Here is a 21,401-nt window from a genome sequence, read left to right as displayed (position 1 = left end):
GGGCTCTCCTGTCGAAGGGGGTGGGGAGGCGGGGCGCCGCGGGAGGGGAGGGCGCGGTCGGCGCCGGGGCTCCGCCGTGACGGGGGCCGCGCCGGGCGCGCAACACACCCTAACGGCTGCGCATCGCTCCGGGGAGTGGTGTCCGTCTCGCCGGGTCCGGTGTTCACGCCTCCTCCCCGCCGTCCGGGACCACCTCGGCGTACAGGACGTAGCCGCGGCCCCAGGGTTCGTAGGAGACGATGCGGTAGGCGGTGCCGCGGGCGAGGATGATCTCGCGTTCGTGGGGGTGGAGGCTGCGGTCGCCGACCCACAGGCCCCGGGTGCCGGGCGGGAGGGTGAGGCGGATGAGGTCGGTGGGGGAGCCTCCGGCGGCGCTGGGGCGGGGTCCCAGGGACGCGGACATGAACCCGGGGTCGGTGAAGGTGCGGCCGACGAGGGTGGAGGGGTCGGCGGTGCCCCCGGGGGCCAGGTGGTCGAAGCCGTAGACGCCGCGCACGGCTTCGACGCCTTCGGGCAGGGGTGCGTCGGTGGCGCCGTCCAGGCGCTCGATGATGTCGAGGACGTCCTGCGCGTCGGGGTACATGCCCCGCCCCCTCTTGTCGGGGAGTGTCTCGGCGATCCGGCCGGCGGGGCCGGCGTCGCGGTAGAGGTTCTCCAGGGCGGCCTCGGGGTGGCGGGAGTCGAGGACGCTCCGGACGGCCGCCTCCTGTTCGTGGGTGAGCCTGCCGCCGTTGAGGAGGTGGGGCAGGGTGTGCAGGGCGGGCCACCGGCCGTGGTTGGCCTCGTAGAGCTGCCAGCCGGGGTGGGAGCGGCTCTGTTCGCGGCGGCGGTCGAGTTCGGCCTGGACGGTGTCCTCGTCCAGGGGCTGGAGGCGGGAGAACTCGCCGATCCAGCCGTCGGCGGTGTACGCGTGGACGTAGCGGCGGGTGCGGGGCGGGAGCGCGTCGTGGGTGTTGGGGTTGAAGTCCGGGTCGTGGAGGAGGTCGCCGTATTCCAGAAGGCCCGCCTCGCCGGGGAACCGGCGGATGCCGTCGGTGCCCAGGACCCCCGGCCCCTCGGCCGGCGCCGTGTACTCGGGGGCCCCGACGACGAACACCGGGACGTCGGCGCGCAGCAGGGGCGGCACCGCGGCCGTGGCGTCGAACAGCCAGGACAGGTCGCCCGCTCCCGGTGCGGGGAGGGCGGCCGCCTTGGCGGCGCCCGGGTTGAGCTCGGCGTCGAAGAGCCGGAACAGGGCGTCCTCCGCGCCGCCGGTCTCCGTGACGGGGGTCTTCTCCTTCCCGTCGCGCAGGCGGTCGAGCAGTTCGGAGTAGGGGTAGTGGGGCGGGGACTCCTCGTCGCCGTAGGCGGGCGGGGGCTCCTCGCGTACGCCGTCGGCGTCCCGGGGCGGGCCGTCGTAGGCGGGCGGCAGGCCGCGGCCGCCGGAGTCCGAGGCGTCGGCGGGACCGCCCTCTCCGCGGTGGCGCGACCCCTCCGGGGCGCTCCCTCCCGGGGGCGGCGGCCCGTGGCGGCCGTCCCGGCCCGCCGGGGCGGGCCCGCCTCCGCGGCCGGTGCCGGGTGCCGGGGGAGCGCCCTCGTCGCCGGAGTCGTCCGAGTCGTCCGAATCATCGGAGTCGTCGCCCGTGTCCGGTGTCGCCTCGGGGACGTCCAGGTCCTGGAGGCGGGTGTTCAGGGTGTCCAGGTCCTGGTGCAGTCCGCGGAGGTCGGTCTCCAGTCCGCGCAGGCGGGGGAGCTCGGTGTCCGTGAGGTCGCTGACCCGGGTGTCCAGGTCTCCCAGACGCGTCTCCAGGCCGGTCCGGTCGGTCAGCAGGGTGTCCAGGGTCGTCCGCACCCCGTCCAGGGTGGTGCGCAGGTCCGGGCGCGCGTCGAGGAAGGGGGCGTGCTCCTCGGCGATCCGGCCGGCCTGCGCCCGCAGGTCCGCCAGGTGCTCCCCGGACCGGTCCACCAGGGACCGGACGTCGCGGGTCCCCTCGTTCACCCGGGTGACCGCCGTCTCGGTGGCCTGGCGTTCGGCCGAGACCGTCCGGCCCCGCTCCGCCACGGGCCGGTCGAGTCGCCCAGTCTCCTCGATGAGGGCGTCGAGCCGGTCCCGCATCCGCTGGACCTCGGCCCCGCCGCGTTCGGGCCGGCCGGCGAAGGCGGACAGCTCGGCCTCGAAGGCCGTGATCCGCCGGGCCAGGTCGTCGACCTGCGCGCGGGTGGTGAGGTCGGGGGCCGGCGGGGGCACCCGCGCGGCGTCGGCGCCGCGGGCGTCCAGCACCCCGTCCGCCCGGTCCAGGGCGGCCGCGGCCTGGTCGAAGGCCCGCCGGCCCTGGTCGCCCTCGGTGCGCACGTCGCCGATCACGTCGGCCACCAGCGGCCCGCCCAGGCGGGCGAGGTCGGCGGCCAGGTCCTGCTGGACCCGCGCGCGCTCCTCGAACCGGGGCAGGTTCCGGCGGGCCGCCGCGTCCGTGTCACCGAGGACCCGGTCGATCTCCGTGCGGACCGCGCGGTTGCGCGCGGCCAGCTCCCTCTCCTGGTCGTACAGGGTGTCCAGGTCGCCGCCCAGGCGGCGGACGTCGTCGCCCGCCGCGGCCTCCCGGGTCAGGGGCCGGTGCCGCGCCTGCGTGTTCAGGGTCTCGGTGCGCATCCGGCCCACGCGGTCGCCGACGGACTCCGCCAGGGCCCGGCCGCGGTTCATCCGGTCCGCGATCCTGTCCTGTGTCGCCCGAGTGAGGCGGGCCTGCTCCCGCGCCAGGTCGCGGTGCGCCTCGGCCCGGTCGAGGAGGGCGTGCGCCTCCGCCAGCAGGGCGTCCCGCCGGGCGTCGAGCGCGTCGATGTCGGCGGAGGACTCGTCCCCCGTCAGCGCGGCGCGGTCGCGCTCGAAGGCGTCGATCCCGTTGCGCAGGTCCGTCACGGCGGCCGGGGCGGGGGAGGCCGTGCCGGTCGGGTCGGGGAGGGCCGCCAACAGGTCGTTCGCGCTCCTGACCAGGGACGCGGCGCGTTCCACGTCCGCACGGGCCCGCTGCTCGCGCTGCCGCAGGTCGGTGACGGTGTCGCCGATCGCCTCGGTCTTCCCGCGCAGGTCGGCCGCGGGGTCCTGCGGGTCCCCGGCCCGGGGGTCGAGCTCGGTGTCCAGGGTCTCGCGCAGGGTGGTCCCGGACAGTCCCGGGGCCGCCGGGACGGTCCCCGGCGCGGGCGCGGCCGACGCGGACGGGCCCATGTCCCCGCGCGCGGCGTTGAGGGCGTCCACCCAGGCGCGGGTGCTCGCCTCGTACCGGCGCAGGCTCTGCCGGTACCTGTCCTCCTGGGCGCGGTAGGCGTCCCGGGCCTCCTGGAGGCGTTCCGCCGCCCACTCCGAGGTCTGGGAGGACCCGTCCCGGGGCTCGCGCGGCGGCCGGACGGCCCGCTCCTCCTCCGTCCGCCGGTGGACCTCGTGGGCGCGCAGGTAGTCGCGGACGGGCTCCTCCAGGCGGCCGCGCTCGCGGCCGTAAGAGCCCTCGTCGTCGCCCATGGTCTCGGCGGCGACGTGGACGCGCTCGGCCCCCGCGGCGAGTTCGGCGGCCCGCTCGGGGGTGACGATGCCCAGCCGCACGGCGTCGTCCTGGGAGACCCACACGCTCACGGTGTCCCGGGTCAGCCCCGTGTAGGAGTCCTTGCCCGAGGAGGCGCCGACGATCCAGGTGGTGTCGAGCTCGACGAGGTAGGCGGGGCCCAGGCGCTGGATCTCTGCGGTCGGCGGGCCCGCCGTGGCGATCTCGCGCCCGGCGGCGGCGGTCGTCGACGTGGCTCCCAGCTGGGTGTTGAGCGCCCCCGGCAGGACGCCGGTGTGCTTGTCGTAGACGTCCTTGTCGGTGGTCAGGCCGGCGGGGCGGAACGAGGGGTCGAGCGCCGTCCCCGAGCCGTGCTCGGAGGAGTCGGACATCCCGCTCTTCCTGCTGCTCGTGGTGCTCAGGCGGGCCCCGGCCACCACGTCCAGGATCCGGGCCCCGGACAGGTCGGGCAGGGCGGTCAGGCTCCACCGGGTCGAGCCCAGGTCCATGAGGGCGACGCCGTCCCCGTGGCCGGCGGTGCGGGAGAACAGCGCCTTGAGGGCGATGGACTCCAGCCCGCTGTCGAGGGGGGAGTGGCGGCGGTCCAGGTGCAGGGCGTCGGCGACGTGCTCGCGGGCGTGGCGCAGCCCGGCGGGGGTGAGGTTCCCGCCTGCGTCCCGGTCGCCGTCCCCGGGCTTCCAGCCCAGGGACCGCGCGACGACGACGGCTGCGGTGTCGCGGACGTCGCGCCCGCCGTCCTGCACGGCGGCCGGCATCATCACCAGGTCGTCGGGCAGGCGGGACGCGCGTCCGCCGGTGAACTCGGCCCCGGAGCGGTCGGCCAGGGCCCGCCCCAGGTCCCGGCCGCGGGCCCGGGACACCGTGTCGCGCAGGCCGCTCCGTCGGCCGGAGCCGCCCGAGGACTCCGTGGACCGGGGCGAGAGGTCCAGGTAGGAGGCGGGGTAGTAGGTGTGGATGCGCCCGGACTCCCCCCGGCCCGTGGCCTCCAGGTCGTCGGGCCCGCTCAGGCGCAGCACCAGTTCGCTGTCCTGCTCGACCTTGGCGTAGGGGCCGGAGATCTCCAGCTGCACGGTGTGGGTGACCTCGTCGGAGCTCCCGCGGGTGCGCGTGTCGGAGGCGGAGGCGCTGCCCGAGACGGCCGGCGAGGTGAACAGCGGCCGGCTGTTCGGCTCCTGCCCGGGCGGGTTCGCATCCCCGTCGAAGCGGGTGGGCTGGAGCGGGACGAGCTCGCCGCCGACCGTGTCGCCGGTTCCGCGGGAGTGGCTGCTCCCGGTGGCGGCCGTCCAGGTGTGGGACTCGATGATCGCGTCGCTGGAGGCCAGGTACTCGACCTTGCGCTCCCGGGTGCGCAGGTCCAGGTGGACCCGGGCGTCCTGGGCGGACCCGCCGTGGTTGGGGCCGTCGCCGGAGATCCTGCGCACGCGCACCGACACCGGCTCGCTCGTGCCGGACGTGGTGCCCAACCGGGTGGTGAGCGCCTCCAGCAGCCGCTCGCGGCTTCCGTCGGTGAGCTCGTACTTCTGGCGGCGCAGGTCCCCGACCAGGCTCTCCAGCGCCGCGGTGGGGTCGGCGGGGCGGATGCGCCGGCCGGAGTCCTCGAAACCGGGCCGGACCCGGACATCGGTGATGTCGGCCGGGTCGTCCTGGGGGGACAGGGAGAGGGTGCCGTCCCCGTTCTCGGTGACCCGGTCCAGGACGATGCCCGCCTCCTGGGCGTCCCGGGCCGAGATGTAGCCCGACATCAGGTCCTGGAAGCGGGCCGTCCACCCGCGGAAGTACTCCTTGGCGAGCCCCGGGCCCCGTTCGTGCAGCAGCGCCACCGCCTGGGTCGCCCGGCCCGCCAGCCGGTACGCGTAGCCCAGGGCGGCCTTGGGGACGATGGTCGTGGAGGCGGTGAAGGACGCCTTGGCGGAGGTGCCGTCCACGGACCGGAAGAAGTTCCAGGCGTTGTTGAGCCCGCCCACGGGGATCGGCCGGGTGGCGTCCTTGGGCGGAACGGCCGTGTCCGGGTCCTTCTGCCCGGCCTCGTCGACGATCCGGTTGCTCGTCCCGCCGCCCGTGGCGCCCACGCGGAAGGTGCCGCTCTTGGTGACGGTGTCGGAGGCGCCGATCTCCACGCTGGTCTCACCGTGGGCGATCGTCTGCATCTCGACCTGCTGGAACTCCGCGACCCGGTCGGGCTCCACACGGGTCGCGGTGGTGACGCGCAGGTCGCGGGGCGACAGGATGCCGCCGCTCATCTCCGGGCGCGAGCGCCGCCCGGTCGGGGCCGTGGTGGAGGGGTCGTCGGCCATGCCGGTGGGGGAGAGCAGCTCCTGGAAGTGGGTGCGCCCGCCGGTGGTGTTGAGGTAGGTGCGCAGTTTGCGCTCGAAGCCCTGGAACAGGCCGCGCCGGAAGCCGGAGAACAGCTCGAAGGTGCGGCTCGCGGAGCCGATGCCGACCCGCTCGACGGAGCCGCCGACCCGGACGAGGTCCTCGGCGCGGCGGCGCTCGCGCGCCTGCTCGGCGGTCTCCCTCGGGGGCCGTCCGGACCCCTCGGCCCCGTCGCCCGCCGACCGGTCCCCGTCGCGGTCCGTCGCGGCCTCCTCCGTGGCGCGTCGGGAGCCGTCGCCGTCCGTGCCGCGTTCGGAGCCGTCGCCGTCCGTGGCGCGTTCAGAGCCGCCGCCGTCTGTGGCGCTTCGGGAGCCGTCCCCGTCCGTCCCGCGTCGGGAGCCGTCCCCGTCCGTGCCGCGTTCGGAGCCGCCGCCGTCCGTCGTGGCGGTCCGCGCCGAGAAGGGGCCCTCGATCAGGGCGCGCGCCTGGGCCTCGGTGAGGTTCCGGTGGTCCTCGCCGCCCTCCCGGGGAGGCGGGGACGCCGTCTCGGTGAGGACCCGGGGCGTGATCACCGTGTACTCCGCGCGGATCGGCCCGGCGAACAGGTCCGTGCCCTGGTCGGTGCCGCGGGCCTGGTCGGAGCCCTCGTAGTCGCTCATGCGCGCCGTGAACGCGACGGGCCCCCGCCAGGCGTCGGAGCCGCCGGGGAAGAAGACGGTCTCGTCGGCCGTGTGGGTGACGGCGCGCGAGGTGTCCGAGGAGTGGGCGCGGGAGCCGCTCAGGGTGCCGCTCACCCCGCCCATCCGGCGGCCCATGCCGCGGGCGTCGGCCTCCCGGGAGCGCAGCAGGCCCGCTCCCGCCGTCAGGTTGACCGTGTGCGAGGAGCCCTTGCCGCGCGAGTCGCCGCTCCTGGCGTCGCCGCCCAGCCGCACGCCGGTCTCGGTGGGCGTGCGCCCGTCGAAGGACAGCGCCCCGAACTCCGCGTGGACGTGCACGGTGACGCTGTCCGGGCGCACCACCTCCTTGCCCTTGACCGTCAGCGCCGGGTCGACGAGGGCGTTCTCGGCGAGGTGGATCATCAGGCCCGGGTCCGACGTCAGCTCGCCGGTGCGGCCGTGCAGCGCGTCGGGGGTGAGGGCGTCCAGGACGCGCAGGGTGTTCTCACGGGCCACTTCGTAGTTGCGGCGGGCGCCGTACCTCTCGCGCCAGGTGCGCTCGCCGCGCGGGGCCCGCTCGTTGCCGGGGCGCCGAGCGTAGTCCCGGCGGTTGCGGGCCATGTCCGGGATGACCATGCCGGGGTGCTCGCGGGCGACGGACTCCAGCACCTGCTGTTGGAGGTCCTCGTACACCGTGGAGCCGTTGTCCCGGACCTGCGGGGCACTGCCGCGGTCATCCCTGTTCCGGTCCCGGTCGGGGTATTCGAAGCCGGTGATGGCCGTGCCGCTGAGGTCGGTGACGGTGTCCCCGCGCAGGTGGGCCATGGGCGGCCGGGGGGACTCGCCGTGGTCGCGCCCGCGCGGCCCGCCCCCGGCGGCGTCGTGGAGGGTCTCCGCGTCGCGGCGGGAGAGGATCTCGACCGTCTCGCCGGTGAAGGCGTGCGGGCTCTGCTCCCCCTCGATCCGCACGAAGATGTCGCGTTCGACGCGGTAGGCGAGGAAGTCCTCGGTGTCGGCGATGTCGCGGGCGATGGTGCGGCGGGAGCCGGTCCGGGAGGAGGAGTGCCCCTCGGAGTCCAGGGTGCGCGAGTAGACGTACTCCAGGGTGGGCACGTCGATGCGGGTCATACCGCCGCCGGGCAGCGACAGCTCGATGTTCACGCCGCCGCCGAAGCTGAACCCGAAGTTCCTGCTGCGGCTGCCGGAGGAGGTGACGGTGTGCTCGGCGCCGTCGTGGCGGGTGAGCTCGCCCAGGTGCGGGGCGTGCCCGAAGGCGCGGTACTCGGTGGCGGAGGACGCCAGGCGCACCATCCGGGACGAGCCGTCCTGCCCGAAGAGCTTGAAGGTGATCGGCCCCCGGTCCAGGTGGGGCAGGTACTCCTGGAGGGAGTCGTTGTCGAGCACGGTCCGGATCGCTTTGTGCAGGTCGCGCGCGGCTCTGCCCCGGGACCCCCGGGTGCCCTTGCCGGTGGCGCCCTCGGCGCCGTCCGGCGCGAGGCGGTCCGCGAGCCAGGTGCCGAGGTCGGTGTGGGCGGGGGCGGCCCCGTCCTCTCCGCCGTGGGGGACGATCCGCTCGACCTTGACGGGCAGGCCGCCGTGCAGGGTGCGGGGGTTGCGGCGGGGCGCGGGCCCCTCGGAGCCGGAGGAGGCGTCGTCCGCGCCCTCCCCGGCGGGCGGCCGGGGGATGCTGATGTGCTCGGGGGCGCCCTCGGGGCGCTTCTCGGCCTTGCCGGACAGGATCAGGGCCAGGCCGTCGCGCACCACCGCGGGGCGGGGTGCCCGGGCCGTCGGCCCGGCGGGCGGGGTGACGTCCAGGTCCACGCGCAGGTCGGTGGCGTAGACCTCGGCCGGTCCGCTGTTGTCCATCGCCTGCACGGCGGTGGACTTCGAGGAGCCGCCGCTCGCCCCGCCGCGCAGCCGGGTGCCGCCACTGGCGCCCACAGTGAAGCTGGGGCCGATCGGGTCACCCAGGAACGTCGGGCCGAAGTACAGCGGGTTGGCGGTGAACTTGACGCTGACGCCCCGGCGGGCGCCGCGCGTGAGGGTGTCGCCGGAGGAGACCGTGCGGGTGCGCTCCTGGCCGCCGATGATCGCGGCGTCGGTGCCCTCGCCGTCGCGGATGGGCACGTGCCGGTAGGCGGGCGGGACGCCGCCGCCGGGCCGGTCGGAGGACAGCCTGACGTGTACCGTCCACCGGTCCCCGGCGGGGCCGACGGTGATCTCCGGGCCGGTCCCGGTGAAGAACGGGTCCATGCCCTCCTCGCGCGCGATGCGGTCGACCTCGGCCAGCACCTCCTCCCGCCGGGCCCGCGGCATGCGCGGGCGCATCCCGCGCAGGGACCGCTCGACCGCGTCGGGGACGCCGTCGGTGCGCAGCCGGCCGGGGCCGACCATGCGCGATCCGATGAGGTAGTCGAGGTCGTGGGCCTCGCCATCGCGGTCCACGGCGAGCGAGCCGTCCAGCGTGTACGGCGCGGGGTCCCCGCCGTCCCCGTCGTCGGTGGTCCCGGTCCCGGAGCCGTCGTCGTCCGGGTCGCCGGGGTCGTCGTCGGGCGAGCGGTCCTCCCCGGGGGCGCGGTGCGACCCGGAGCCCTCGCCGGTCTCCGCGGGGGCGCGGTGCGTCGTTCCCGAACCCTCGCCCGTCTCCCGGGTGAGGGCGCGCCCGTCCGGCCCCAGGGTGTCCAGGGCGTGGTCCAGGAGGGCGAACACCTGGACATCGGTGGAACCGGGCACGGGCAGGGGGGAGTGGTCGCCGTACGGCGACTTCGGGCCGAGCGGGTCGGGCAGGCCCTTGGGGCCCTTGGCGTTCAGGGCCTCCAGCAGCTCGGTGTAGGGGTAGGGGGGAGGGGACTCCTCGTCGTCGTAGGCGGGCAGGGGCTCCTCGCGCACGCCATCCGTGTCCTGGGACTCCTGGGGGGCCCGGGGCGGGCCGTCGTAGGCGGGCGGCAGCCCGCGGTCGTCGGCGGTGCGGTCGAAGACGCCGTCGGTGTCCGGCACCGTGGAGGCGTCGTCGTCCGAGGGTGTGGACGGGGTGTCGGACGTGCCGTCGGTCTCCGTGTCCCGGGACGTGGTCTCCGGGGCCCGGTCCGTGCCGGAGCCGTCGGCCGAGGTGTCCCGCCCGGCCCCCCGGCCGCCGTCGCGGTCGTCGGACGGCGGCGGGCCGCGGTGCCCGTCCGAGCGGTCCCCCTCGGGATCCGTCCGCCGCGTCGATCCGTCACCCTCGCGGCGGCCGTCCCCGGGCGGGGGAGCGCCGTCGTCGTCGGAGCCGTCGTCCCCGCGCGTCACCGGGCCCGGGACCTCGGCGCCGTCCAGCCGCGCGCGCAGCCCCTCCAGGTCGCCCCGCAGGCCGCGCAGGGCGGCCTCCTCCCTTTCGAGGACGGGGATCTCGGTCTCGGTGAGGGTCCGGTTGCGGGACTCGGGTCCGTCCAGGCGGTCGGCCAGGCCGTCCCTGAGGCTCCGCAGGCGTGCGACGGCGTCCCGGGCAGCGGTCAGGGCGGCCCGCTCCGGGGCTCCGGGGAAGAGCGCGTCGGACCGCCCGGCGATCCCGCCGATCCGGGTGTCCATGTCCCCGAGCCGGGCGTCCGCGTCGTTCACCGCCGAGCGGACGGGGCCCAGGCGTCCGGCCGCGCCCGCCGCCGCGGCGCGGCCGGAGTCCAGGCGGGTGCCGACCTCGGCCTCGCGCCCGGTCACCGGAGCGGTGAGCCGGTCCGTTTCGGCGATCAGCTCCTGCCGCCGCCGCTCCATGGCCTCGACGTCGGCCGCGCCGCGCTCGGGGAGCGCGGAGAACTCCCGCAGGTCTTGGGCGAACCCCTCGATCCGCCGCTCCAGGTCCGCCACCTGCTCGGGCGTCGTGAAGCCGTCCCCGCGCGGCGGCAGCGGGGTGTGGGCGTTCGCGTGCCCGTCCAGCAGGCCGGTCGCCTCGTCCACCGCGGTCCCGTGCTCCGGCCGGCCCAGCCGGGTGCCCGGCGGGGCGGTGTCCCGCTCGACCCCGGCCGCGGCCGTGTCGACCAGCCTCTCGCCCAGGCCGGTGAGGATCCCCTCCAGTTCCGCGTGGAAGCGCTGCTGCTCCTGGAGGCGGAACAGTTCGGTGCGGGCCAGGGTGTCGGTGCGGGACAGCAGGCCGTCCAGGCGGGGTTTCAGCGCGTCGGCGGCCGCGGTCCGGTCGCGCAGCTCGCGGTCGAGCGCCTCCAGGGTCCGCCCGGAGTCCTCCAGCCGCGCGGCGGGCGCGGGGGCCTCTGGTGCGGGCGTCCCCTCGGGGGCCGGGGCGGGGGTCCGGAGGCGGGCGTCCTCCACCAGGCGGTCGTGCTCGGCCGCCGCCCGGTCCCGCTCGGCCCGCAGTTCGGCGAGGTCGCCGAGCGCCCGCTCGGCCCCGGTCCGGGAGGAGTCGACCAGGTCCAGGACGCCCCCGATCTCCGCCCGGGCCCGGTCGGCGGCGTCCGCCAGGTGTGCGCGCAGGTCGCGGGCCTGGGAGAGGAGGGTGTCCACTCGGTCCAGCAGGGCGTCGCGCCGGGCGGCCTCCGCCGCCGTGTCCCGGGGGGCGCCGGTGTCGGCGGAGAGCCCCTCGACGGCCGCGCGCAGGTCCAGCACGCTCCGCAGGCGGGCGTCGATGCCGTCGGTGTCGAGCAGGCGGTCCCCGCGCGGTACACGCGTGTCGAGGGTGCGCTCCGCCTGCTCGGCGCCGTCCTCGGCCTGCCCGACCCGTTCCCGGGCCCGCTCGCCGCGCTCGTTCAGCGCGTCCGCCGTCGTGCGGTCCTGCGCGACCCGGGACTCGAAGAGCGCCTCCGGCGCGTCGTACGCCCGGCGGGAGTCGGCCACCGACTCGGCCCAGGACCGGGCGCTCTCCTCGTAGGACTCCTTCGCCCTCTCCACCTCCGCCTCCTGGGCGAGGTAGGCGCTCCGGGCCCGGGCCAGCCGGTCGGCCGCCTCGGGGGACGCCTCCATCCCGTCGGCGGCGCGCTCGGCGCTGTAGGCGGCGTGCGCCTCCCGGTAGGCGGTGACCGGGTCGGTGAGCCCGCCCCGGGCCTCGTCGTAGGACAGCTCCTCGCGGCCCATGGCCTCGGCGGCCCGGCGGGTCTCCTCCGCCCGGGCGGCCAGGTCGCCCGCGTGCGCCTCGGTGACGACGCCGAGCCGGATCGCGTCCTCCTGGGACACCCAGGCGCTCACCTTGCCGCTGACCCGGCCGATGTGCTGGTGGTGGGAGTCCTTCAGGAACGGCAGGCCGCTCTCGGAGCGCGCCCCCAGCAGCCAGGTGGTGTCGAACTCGATGAGGTAGACCGGGCCCCGCTTCTCGTTCTGGGCGGTCGGGGGAGTGTCCGTCTTGGGACCGCCCCCGTCGGAGGAGGCGCCGGCCGGGCTCGTGGCCGACACGTTGGGCGCCCCGGTCATCACGGCGGCGTGGTCCTTGAAGTCCGGGTGCCCGGTGTTGATGCCGGTCGGCCGGAACCCGCCCTCGGCGGTCGCCCCCGCGCTGTGGGAGAGCCCGTCCTCGGAGGCGTGCTCCTCGGTGTCGCTCCAGTTCAGCCGAGAGTCGGGGAGCACGTCCAGGACCCGGGCCCCGCGCAGGTCGGGGGCCACGCCCAGCCGCCAGTCCAGGGAGCCGATCCTCATCAGGGGCACGCCCTCGTCCGCCCCGAGCGCCTCGGAGAACAGGGACTTCAGGGCGATGGACTCCAGGACGCTGTCGATGGGCGTGTACCGGGGGTCCAGGTCCAGCTCGTCGGCGAGGAAGTCGCGGGCGGAGTCGATCTCCTGCGCCGAGTAGACCCGGTCCGCCCCGTCGGCCGCGTCCCCGGGGCCGGGTGTCCAGCCCAGGGAACGGGCGATGGTGACGACCGCCGTGTCTCGGACGTCCGCCCCGTGGCCGCCGACGGCCGTCGGCATGACGATGCCGTCGCCGAGGCCGGTGGCCCCGCCCGCGGTGTACTGCCGGGCCAGCCGGTCCCGCATCGCGTCCGCCAGGTCGGGGCGGTCGTCGGCCGGCCCGCCCCCGATCCGGGGGCCGCCGCCGGAGCCGGTCTCCGTCCGCGGGGCGTCCGCCCCGGAGAAGTCCAGGTAGGAGGCGGGGTACAGGGTCCGGATCCGGCCCGCGTCGCCGTCGACGTCGAAGCCGACGACCTGCCTGTCGGTGAAGGGGACGTGCACCCTGCCCTTGCGGACGTCGGTCGGCCTGTCGAACTCGATGCTCAGTTCGAGCGTGCCCTGCTGGGCGACCTTGGCGTAGGGGCCGGAGGTCTCCAGCTGCACCGTGCGGGTCCGCTCCACCGTGTCGGAGTGGGTCCGGTCCTGCGAGGTCGTGTGGCCCGCGCCCCCGGCGGGGGTCAGGAACAGGGGCCGGTGGTCGGGCTGGTCGTCCGGCCCCCGGTCCTGGCCCTCGAAGGGTGCGGGGATCAGGTGCGTGTGGTCGGCGCCCACGGAGTTGCCGCCGCCGCGCGAACGGCTCCGGACCTCCTCGGACTTCCAGGTGTGCGACTCCACCATCTCGTCGGCCGAGCCCAGGTACTCCACCTCGGGCGCGGTCGTGCGCAGGTTGACCCGCACCACGCCCGAGGACGACGCGTGGCCGAACGGGGCGCCCTTGGGCCGCACCTTGACGGCGACCGGGACGTTCGTGCCCGAGGACTTGCCCAGCTGCGTGGTCAGCCTGTCGAACAGTCGCTTCCTGCTGCGGCCGGTGAGCTCGTACCCCTGCCTGTCGAGCTCCCGGGCCAGGGACTCCAGCGCCGCGGTGGGGTCGCCCGGGCGGATCCGCTGCCCGGTGTGCTCGAACCCCTCGCGGACGCGGACGTTCCCGGCGTCGTCGGGCTCGGGCTGGGCGCCCTCCTCCAGCGTCCCGTCCGCGTTCTCCCGTAGGCGGTCCACGATGACCCCGGCCCGGCGCGCGTCGCGCGCGGAGATGTAGCCGGACGCCAGGTCGGAGAGCGACGCCTTCCAGCCCCGGTAGTGCGTCGACCACAGGCCCGGGACGGCCAGGCCCCAGCCCTTCATGAGCTGGACCGCCTGGGTGACCGTGCCGCCGACTTGGAAGGCGTAGCCCAGCGCGGCCTTCGGCACGATGGTCAGCGACGAGGTGAAGGTACCGGTCTCCCCGGTGGTCCGGCCCGACCGGAAGAAGTTCCAGGTGTCGGAGAGCCCGGTGAGGGGGATGGGGCCGCGGGCGGCCGCCGGGGTGAGGTCGTCGGGGCCGTCGGCGTGGGCCTTGTCCGGGTTGGTCGAGCCGCCCGCGTTGGCGCCGATCCGGGCGCTGCCGCTGGTGGTGACGTTGTGCGAGGCCCCGGCGTTCACCGAGGTCTCGGCGTGCAGGACCGGCTGCATCCTGGTGAGCTGCATCCGGGTCACCTGGTCGGGGTCGGCCCTGGTGACGAGGTCGGCGCGCCCGTCGTTGGGCGAGAACAGGCCGCCGGTCATGTCCATGGCGTCGCGCTGGCCGCCGGGGGAGAAGGTGGCGGGGTCCCCGGCCATGCCGGTCGGGGAGAACAGGCGCTCGAAGAACGACCGGCCCCCGCGGGTGTCCAGGAAGTGCAGGAGTTTGCGGCCGGCCGCGAACTGGAGGGGCGACACGGGGGCGGACAGCAGGCCGCGGGCCCGCCCGCCGAGGTCGCCGCGGGTGCCTCCCAGGTCGTTGTTGACGCGTTCCAGCACGCCGTCGTCGACCAGGGCCCGCGCCCGGCGGGCGTCCTCCCGCGCGGCCTGCTCACGGCGCTCCCGGCCGGGGTCGCGGGTGTCGTCCCCGCGGTCTCCGTCGCGGTGGTCCTCGGTCCGGTCGGCGTCGCGGTCCTCGCGCCCTTCGCCGGTGCGGTCCCCGTCCCGGGCGTCCCCGTCCCGGGCGTCCCCGTCCCGGGCGTCCCCGTCCCGGGCGCCCTCGCCGTCGCGGCCTTCGCGCCCTTCGCCGGTGCGGTCGCCCTCGTGGCGGTCCCCGGTCCGAATGCCGTCGCCGTCGCGGTGCCCGTCCGTGCGGCCGTCCTCCCGGCGGTCCCCGTCCCGGACGCCGTCGCCGTCGCGGTGCCCGTCCGTGCGGTCGCCCCCGCGGCCCTCGCGGCCGTCGTGCCGTCCGTCGGTGCGGCCCCCGTCCCGGCCGTCGCGCCCTTCGTCGGTGCCGTCGCCCCGGTCCCGGTCCCCGTCGGTGCGGCCGCCGCCCTCCGTCCGGCCGTCGCCGCCGGACTCGGCCGGCGCGGCGGGGGCGGGCGGCGGGGGCGGTGCCAGCGCGCCTTGGACCAGGGCGCGCGCCTCGTCCGCGGTCAGGGTCTCGACATCGCCGTCCGCCGCCCGCGGCGGGCCGGTCACCGGCTCGGAGAGCATCTTGGGCGTGGTCAGGGAGTACCGCGCGTCGATCGGCGCGCTCAGCAGCGGCACGCTCTCGTCCCTGCCCGTCACCTGCTCCGAGGCGTCGTACTCGTGCAGGCGCGCGGTGAAGCGGACGTCGCCGCTCCAGTCGTCGGAGCCCTCGGGGAAGAGCAGGAGCTGGTCGGACTTGTGTTCCGAGCCGTGGGAGCGGTCCCTGTTCCAGGCCCGCGCGATGGTCGCGGCCACGCTCCCGCTGCCCATGGTCTTGGCCATGCCGCGGGCGTCCTCGGGGTTGCCGCGGGCCAGGCCCGGGCCCGCCGTCAGGGTCCCGGAGTGCGAGGCGCCCTTGCCCCGGCCCGACTCCTGCTTGGCGGCGCCGCCGACGTGGATGCCGGTCCTGCCGTCCTTGGATTCCTGGTGGGTGAGCGCGCCGAACTCGGCCTTCACCCGGACGGTGACCAGCCCGGGGCGGTGGAACTCCTTGCCGGTGAAGGTCCTCCCGAGGTCGATGACCGCCTTCTCGTCGAGGTGGATGGCCAGGCCGTCGCGGGAGGCCAGCGCCTCGCCGTTGTTGTTGAGGAACTCCTCCCGCAGCATCCGCTCGACCTTCTCGGTGTTCTGCCGCGCCACCCGGCGGTTGCGGCGCAGGCCCCAGTGCTCGCGCGGGGAGCGGGAGAAGTACGGGGCCCTCTCCCGGCCCGGCCTGCGCGCGTAGTCGGCGTGCGTGCGGGACAGCTCCGGGACCACGATGCCGGGGAGCCTCTCGGCCAGCCCCGTCAGGATCTGTTGGATGAGGTGCTCGGTGACCTGGTCGGGGCGCCCGTCCGGGGTGGCACCCCCCTCCGCCGCGTCCCCGTCCCCGGTGCCCGGCGTCCGCGGCCAGGAGAAGCCGCCCAGGCGGGACCCGTCGAACCGGGTGATCCGGTCCCCGCGCAGGTGGTCGAAGGGCGGCCGGGTGTCCGGCCGGGGCGCGGCGTGCGGGTCGGGCAGGCCCCGCGCGGCGGCGTCCAGGGTCCGGGCGTCGCGCACCGAGAGGAGTTCGACGGTCTCGCCGGTGAACGTGTGCCGCTCGGTCTCGCCGTCCACCTGCACCACCAGGTCGCGGTCGACCGCGTAGGCGGCGAAGTCGTCGGTGTCCGAGGTCGCCATGGCGAAGGTGTCGCGCAGGCCGGTCTTGGAGGAGTTCTGCGTCTCCGAGGACCACGTCCTGGTGTAGCCGTACTCTCCGACCGGGGCGTCCAGGCGCAGCCGGCCCCCGGGCAGGCGCATCTCGACGCCGAAACCGCCCCCCACGGTGAAGCCCGCCTTGGACGTGCGCCCCTGCGTGTCGGAGCGCGTCTGCTCGGTGCCGTCGTGGCGGACGAACTCGTCCACGCGCGGGGTGTGCCCCTTGGCCCGGTAGTCCGCGGCCGGGGACGAGATGTGCACGACCCGCTCGGTCCCGTCGGGCAGCACCGCCGTGAGCCGGACCGGGCCCTGGTCCATCGCGGGGAAGTACTGCCGGATCGAGTCGTTGTCGAGCTTCTTGGCGAACTCCTCGCGCCAGGCGCGCTCGGCATCGGCCCGCTTGTCCGTGGCGGGCCCGCCGTCGGAGCCGGTGCGCGGCGGCAGCAGCCTGTCGGCCAGCCAGGTGCCCAGGTCGGTGTAGGCCCTGCCGCCCCTGGGGCGGGGCCCGGTGGGGACGACGGAGGACACGCTGACCGGCAGGCCGCCGTGCTCCAGGCGCGGCCTGCGGGGCGGGGTGCCGGGGCCGCCCGTGGCCTCCCCGTCTGGCCGCGGCCGGAAGCGCATGACGGTCGGGGCCCCCTCGGGCCGGGGCCTGACCTCGCCGGGGACGACGAGGGCGACGCCGCGGGGCACCACGGCCGGGCCGCGGTCCGGCGTCGGGGCGCCCCCGTCGGTGCCGGGGGGCGGGCCGGGCGTGCGGACGCCGCCCGGGGGAGCGGCGACGTCCACGAGGACGCGCAGGTCGGACGTGTAGACCTCCGGGGCGCCCTTGCCCTTCACCTCCAGGGCGGTGGAGCCCTTCTCGGAGCCGCCGAACGTCATCGTCCGCAGCCCCAGGCCCGCGCTGCCGCCCGCGGACAGGACGGGGCCGAAGGCCCACCCGTCGGGGGTGGCGGACAGGAAGAGCGGGTTCACGTTGAACTTGGCGCTGAGGCCCTTCTTGGTCCCCTGCGAGGAGGACCCGCCGGCCTTGCCCTCGTGGGAGGCGGCGTCGGTGCGCATGGTCGCCGTCCGCACCTCGCCGTCGTCCGCGACGGTCGCGCGGTGGTACCCGTCGGTCCCGTCCCCGCCGTCGCCGCGCAGCCGCACCTGGAAGTGCCACTGGTCGGAGCCGCGCCGCACGGTGTGGGAGACCCCGTCGCGGCCGAAGAACGCGGTGGCGCCGGAGCGGCTCCGCATCTCCTTCTCGAAGTGGTCCAGGGCCTCCCTGCGCACGTCCGGGGGGACGAGGAAGCCCTGGGCGTCCACGGAGTCGGAGATCGCCGTGCGCACGTGCTCGGTCTCGACGTGCACGCCGTCGAGGTCGATGAAGCGGGTGGCGACGAGGTAGTCCAGGTCGACGGGGGCCGCGGTGCGCTCGGGCGTCCGGTCGCCGTCCCCCGGCGGCGGGGGCGGCGGGGCGTCGTCGGAGGTGTCGGCGGTGCGGTCGCCCTCGGCGGTGTGCGGGAGCGGTGCGGGGGCCTCGTCGTCGGACCCGTCGCGGGCGCGGTCGTCCCGCGTGGTGCGGTCGCCCCCGGGCGGCGGGGGCGCGGACGTGTCGTCGTCGTAGAGGTCGTCGAAGGCGCGGTCGCGTTCGGCGTCGCGGCCGCCGGTGTGCGGCGGGGCGTCGTCCCCGGAACCGGGGAGGGTGCGGTCGTCCGTGTCGGCGGGATCGCCGGACTCGGTCACGGGCACACCGGCCTCGTCCCGCGGCGGCGCGGCGGGCGGCTCCCCGCGGGTGACGGTCGGTGCCGGCTCCTCGGGGGTCTCCTCGGCGGGGACGGAGCGGTCCTCGGGCGTGCGCTCCACACCGCCGGAGCCGCCCTCGGACTCCGTCCCGGGCGGGATCGGACGGCCGCTCTTGTCGAGCCGGACCAGCGGGATCTCGGCGGTGAAGACCTGGACCGTGGTCGGCGGCGGCGGGGCCAGGAGGGGGACCGGCCCCAGCAGCCACTTGAGGTCCCCGGCGAACGACGGCGGGGACACCGGCGCCTTGGCATCCTTGGTCCCGGGGACGCCGACGAGGTCGCTGTACGGGTACGCGGGCGGGGACGACCGCTCGTCCTCGTAGGCGGGCGGCGCCTCGTCCCGTTCGGTGTCGTCGAACAGGTCCGGAGTATCCCGCCCGGTGTCGTCGGGCGGGCTCGTCGCGTCGGTGGCCACCGACTCCGCGTCCTCGCTGAAAACGCTGTCGGTCTCGCTCACGGCGTCGTCGTCGGACTCCGGGTCGTCGCGCTCCGCGACCGGGACCTCCGGGACCGGGGGCGCCTCCGCTTCGCCGGGACGGCCGCCCGGGTTGAGCTGGTCCTCGAACGAGTACGCCGGGGGAGGGGTGTCCGGCACGGCCGGGCCGTCCGGTCCGCGCTCCAGGGCCGCGTCGTCCGCGCTGGTGTCGCGCGTGTCGTCCGGCCGCACATCCTCGTGCGGACGCGGGTCCTCGTCCTCGGCCCGCGGCGGCGCGGGCGCCTCCTCCGGCCGCCCGTCCTCGTGCGGACGCGGGTTCTCGTCCTCGACCCGCGGCGCGGGCGCCTCCTCCGCGGCGGCCTCGCGGGACTCGGTGCCCCCGGCGGGCGGCGGGGGCACCTCGCCGCCGGTCGCCGGCTCCCCGGTGGAAGTCGGCGGCACCTCGAAGCGCCCGCCGTCCTCCGTTCCGGGAGGAGGCGGCGCGGACTCCCGGCCCTCGCCCCCGCCCGAACCGGGCGTGCTGGGGTCCTGCCCGTGGGGGTCCGGCGGGCCGGATTCCGTCGGCACGGGGGTGTTCGGGTCGACCGGGGCCGGGCCGTTCCCCTCCCCATTCGCGCGCGCCCCGTCCCCGGTGCGCTGCGTGCGGGTGTCGCCGCCCGTACCGCCCTGCTGCTGGCCGGGCTGGGGCGCGCCGCGGTCGCCTCCCGCCACCACGGGCGGCGGGGCGGCGGCCGGACCCCCGGCCTGCTCCTGGCCCGGCCGGTCGGTGCGCACGGCGCCGTCCGTTCCGGGAGGCGGCGCGGACTCCCGGCCCTCGCCCGAACCGGGCGTGCGGACGTCGTGCCCGAGAGGGGGAGAAGGGGACGCCGGGGCATCCCCGAACTCCTCGCGGCCGTCGATCCCGACCGGCGCGGGCGGGTCGTCCGGGGACGGTGCGGGAGCCCCATCGGCCTCCCCGCCCCGGCCCGGCGCGGGCGGGCGCTCCTGGTGGCCCCGGGTGTCCTGCGACGCCTCCGGGGCGCCGTCCCCGGAGCGCTCCGGGGACGACGGCTGCTCCGGCACACGCGCGGGACCGCCGGTCTCGGGCGGAGCGACCGGCCCGTCCTGGGGCCGGGGCGGCCGGACGCGGCCGTCCTCGTCGTCCGTGCGCGTGCCGTCCCCGTTCCGGACGGGCGTGCCGCCGTCGGAGTCCGGGTCGTCGTTCCGGTCGCCGCGGCCGAGGTCCACGACGATGTCCGTCCCGCCGCGCCCCGAACCGGGCCCGGGCCCCGGCGGTTGGTCGGAGCCCGCGCCGTCGGCGGTCTGCGTCGGCACCCTGTCCCGCGTCGGGTCGGCGACCGGCTCCGGCCCGGGGCGGGTGTCCTCCCCGGGCGGCGGCACCGTCTGCGTGTTCGGGTCCGGGGAACCGCTCAGGGCGTCGATGCCGGCCAACGCCGAGTCGGTCGACACCTGCTGGACGGTGTTCATGCTCGCGCCGGACGTGGCGGAGTACACCGACGCCTTGAAGCCCTCGCCCATGGCGGCGTTGCCCAGGCCTTCGCCCAGGTAGCCCTCGGCGGCCCCCGAGCCCGCGCCGACCCCGAGCTGGGTGAACCACATCCCCTTGCTCCGGAAGTGCTGGTACACCGGGTCGAGCATGTCCTGGGGCAGCCGCGACAGGTGCTCGCGCACGGGCGGCGGCAGGTGGTCGCCCAGGGTGCGCGACAGCTGCGCCCCCGCGTCCGGGGTGTTCCAGGTGCGCACCAGCGTGTCCGCGTAGTCGGAGCCCAGGCGGCGCGCCTGGTCGGCCCCCAGCGAGGCGCCGAAGTTGCGCTCGAACACCCCCGCCATGTCCTCGCGGAACCGGGCCCGGTTGGCGGCGTTGTTCCAGGCGGTCGCCCCGGGCGGGGCGTTGGAGCCGAACGGCACCGCCATCTCGTCCCGGTGCCGGGAGAACACGTCGGCGAGGTCGCGGTTGAGCCCGCGCCCGCCGGTTCCGGCCCCGGGGACGGGGACCGGGCCGCCGACCGGCGCCGGATCGGGGCGCGGCGTCGGCGCCGGGTCGGGGCGGGGGACCGTGTCGGGGTCGGGGCGCCCCCCGCCCGGGGGAGGGGGCGGGACGTCGGCGTCCGGACCGGTCGGGGGGACGTCCGGCCGCGGCGGCGGGGGGTCCGGCTGCGCCGACGGCACGGGGTCGGGCCGTCCGGAACCCGCGGGCGGCGGCACCACGTCGTCGATGTCGCGCAGGGGCGGGGGCGTGGGCAGGGGTTCGGGCACGCCCCTGCCCACCGGCGGCACGGGCACGGGATCGGGCAGGTCCCCCAGCACGTCGATCCGGTTGTTGAGCAGGTTGACGATCTGCCTGTCGAACACGGCGCCGACCAGCCCGGACAGCCCGGCCGAGACCAGCCCCTCCATCACCGCGCCGACGTGGGCCCCCTTGGTGAGGTCGTGGTCCCAGGTGTCGCGGGTGCCGTTGGCGATCTGGATGCGCTGGATGACGCTGTCCATGCTCGCGAAGAGCTGGCTGATGATCTGGTGGCCGGGCACGGTGAGGAGGAACCAGGCCAGGACCCGCTGCATGGCCAGGCTGCGGATCATCTTGAAGATGGGGATGTACTTCAGCGTCGCGCCGAAGGTGAACTTGGCCATGGCGATCGCCCAGGCGATCTCCACGAGGAGCTGGGCGAACTGCACCATCACCATCGCGGACATGTACTCCGCGTTGGCCGCGCCCTTGCGCAGCTCCACGGACAGGGTCCGGGAGATCTCCGCCGCCGACCCCAGGTAGTCGTTCTCGCCCTGGGTGAACTGGTTGATGGACCGGTCGTAGTAATCCGACGCACGGCCGCCGAAGTTCCTGCGAACACGGCCGCGCACGGTGTTCATCAGATCTTTGAGGTCCTGGGACAGCCTCGACCAGAGGCCGTCGTAGATCTCGGCCGCCGCGCGCATCGCCGGTGGGTCGGCGGTGGGCACCTCGATGCCGGTCAGGACCTGGATGGCCTTGCGGCTGGAGTCGGACATGTTGGGATCCAGCGGCACGCCCGATCCCCTCCCCTTCGACCCGCCCGCGGAGTGGGGTTACGTTAGCACCACGAACCGTGCATGTGGAAGTGGTGGTTCTTCCCTTTCTGTTCATGTTGGTGTGTCACGGAAACGTTGGACTTCGTTCGAGCACCGTGTTCGTGCCGGTCGGGAGACCGAGACTTCGCCGGGTGATCCCCCGCGGTTCATTCCGTGCCGGTCT

General features: G+C 76.4%; 1 protein-coding gene. It reads right to left on the bottom strand.

Annotated features, from left to right (window positions below; translation table 11 throughout):
* Positions 1 to 163: 163 nt before the first annotated feature.
* The gene (locus KGD84_RS20400) at positions 164 to 21,178 is read right to left on the bottom strand and encodes an ADP-ribosyltransferase (protein WP_220561999.1); all 21,015 of its coding nucleotides are present in this window, start codon (positions 21,176 to 21,178) and stop codon (positions 164 to 166) included.
* Positions 21,179 to 21,401 lie beyond the last annotated feature (223 nt).

Origin of the sequence: Nocardiopsis changdeensis (assembly GCF_018316655.1) — a bacterium.
GTDB classification, from domain to species: Bacteria; Actinomycetota; Actinomycetes; order Streptosporangiales; family Streptosporangiaceae; genus Nocardiopsis; species Nocardiopsis changdeensis.
This window is presented reverse-complemented; position numbering and strand designations above follow the sequence as displayed.